Origin of the sequence: Mesobacillus sp. (genome assembly GCF_049588175.1) — a bacterium.
GTDB lineage: Bacteria > Bacillota > Bacilli > Bacillales > Cytobacillaceae > Mesobacillus.
In genome coordinates, this window is the sequence record NZ_JBAVFI010000676.1 from 1 (window position 1) to 1,872 (window position 1,872).

General features: G+C 44.7%; 2 protein-coding genes. Both read right to left on the reverse strand.

Annotated features, from left to right (window positions below; translation table 11 throughout):
* Positions 1-38 precede the first annotated feature (38 nt).
* Positions 39-1,124, reverse strand: coding sequence for a 3-dehydroquinate synthase (gene aroB / locus WB217_RS16480; RefSeq protein ID WP_423994355.1), 1,086 nt, complete (start codon positions 1,122-1,124; stop codon positions 39-41).
* 2 nt (positions 1,125-1,126) lie between these two features.
* Positions 1,127-1,872 (reverse strand): chorismate synthase (aroC, locus tag WB217_RS16485; RefSeq protein WP_423994356.1); only part of this gene is annotated, 746 nt, incomplete at its 5' end.

Sequence of the window (1,872 nt, forward strand, 5' to 3'; positions counted from 1 at the left end):
GATTGACCGTTATGGCGCCCCTTACTCCTCTAATCATATTATTCCCCCTCTTCCATAAATTTCTTTAAGCTGTCCAGCAATACATTTTCTTCTACTTCAGAAACGACAGGGTCGCCGACCTGCTGCAGAAGCACAAAGCGAATAGTCTTTCCTACAGCTTTTTTATCCTGTTTCATTCTTAGGAGCAGGCGATCTATTGATAGGCCGCTTGGCAATGATGTCCTATAGCCAAGGCTTTGCAGCCATGTTTTAAATTCTTCAAGGTTAAAGGCAAGTTTGAGCACATCCCTGCTTAATTCAATAGCAAATAACATGCCTACAGCCACTGCCTCACCATGTGTGATATTGCCGTATCCAGCTTCCGCTTCAATCGCATGACCGAGTGTGTGCCCGAAATTCAAGTAGGCGCGAATCCCGTTTTCATGTTCATCCATTGCCACAATGGACCCTTTAATTTGGATACCCTTTGATAAGAATGCCAGCATTTGAGAATACTCTATACTTTTTAATGATTTGATTTCTTCCCTGAGCCAATTATAAAAGCCTTCACCTGATATTAGTGAATGTTTTATAACCTCAGCGAATCCAGATCTTACTTCCTTTTCAGGCAGGGATTCGAGAAATTCCAGGTCATAAATGACTGCTTCAGGCTGATGAAAAGCACCGACCATGTTTTTTCCTAACGGGTGGTTGATTGCAACTTTTCCTCCAACCGCACTGTCATGTGCTAATATCGTAGTTGGCACCTGGATGAACCTGATGCCTCGCATATAGGTTGCTGCTACAAAACCTGCAAGATCTCCGACGGCTCCGCCACCAAATGCAATGATCAGAGACTTTCGGTCAAGTTTATTTTCAAGCGCAGTAGAAAGACAGTCGTAGTACACATCAAACGTTTTTGCCTTTTCCCCGCTTGGAACTATTTTTTCAATGAAACGTTCCAGGCCTGAGTTTTCCCTAAAGTAAGGGAGATAAAGGCTTGCAACCGTTTCGTCCGTTATGACCATAACGGACGTATATTTAGCTTCAGCTCCATCACAAAGTTTTCCCAGCATCCTGACTGCTCCCAGCCCTATGTGTACAGGATAGGATTTTGTACTTGTATCTATTTTTATTTGCTGCATACTTAAAAGTCCCTCACTGTTCTTCTCTGCTCCTCTATTGAAGCCTGCAGCGTTTCGAACCTATCCGAGTAAAATTGTTCAACAAGCGCTGATGCAAGTTCCCATGCTACAACATTTTCCGCCACAACTGCTGCTGCTGGAACTGCACAGCTGTCGGACCTTTCAATGCTTGCAGCAAATGGTTCTTTAGTGTCGATATCGACACTCATCAATGGCTTATAAAGTGTCGGAATCGGCTTCATTACTCCGCGGACGATAATAGGCATCCCGGTTGTCATGCCGCCTTCAAACCCGCCTAATCGGTTTGATTTGCGATAATAACCCTTGCCTTCCTCCCACGCTATTTCATCATGAACCTGGCTTCCAGGCTTTCGTGCAGCTTCAAAGCCAATACCGATTTCTACACCTTTAAAAGCATTGATGCTCATAATGGCGGCGGCTAGCTTGGCATCAAGCTTCCTGTCGTAATGGACGTAGCTGCCCACGCCTGCTGGCATTCCTTCCGCGATTACTTCTACGACACCGCCAATCGAATCACCATTTTTCTTAGCATCATCAATCGCCTCCATCATCTTCAGGCCGGCTTCAGAATCAAAACAACGCACCGGGGATTCTTCTGTCACTTCCTTCAATTGTGAAAGGGATGAAAAATCCTGAGTCCTTGCTTTTATCCCACCTATTTCGACCACATGGGCAACTAGCTCAATACCAAGTAAAGTTAATAATTTTTTAGCAGCAGCACCAGCAG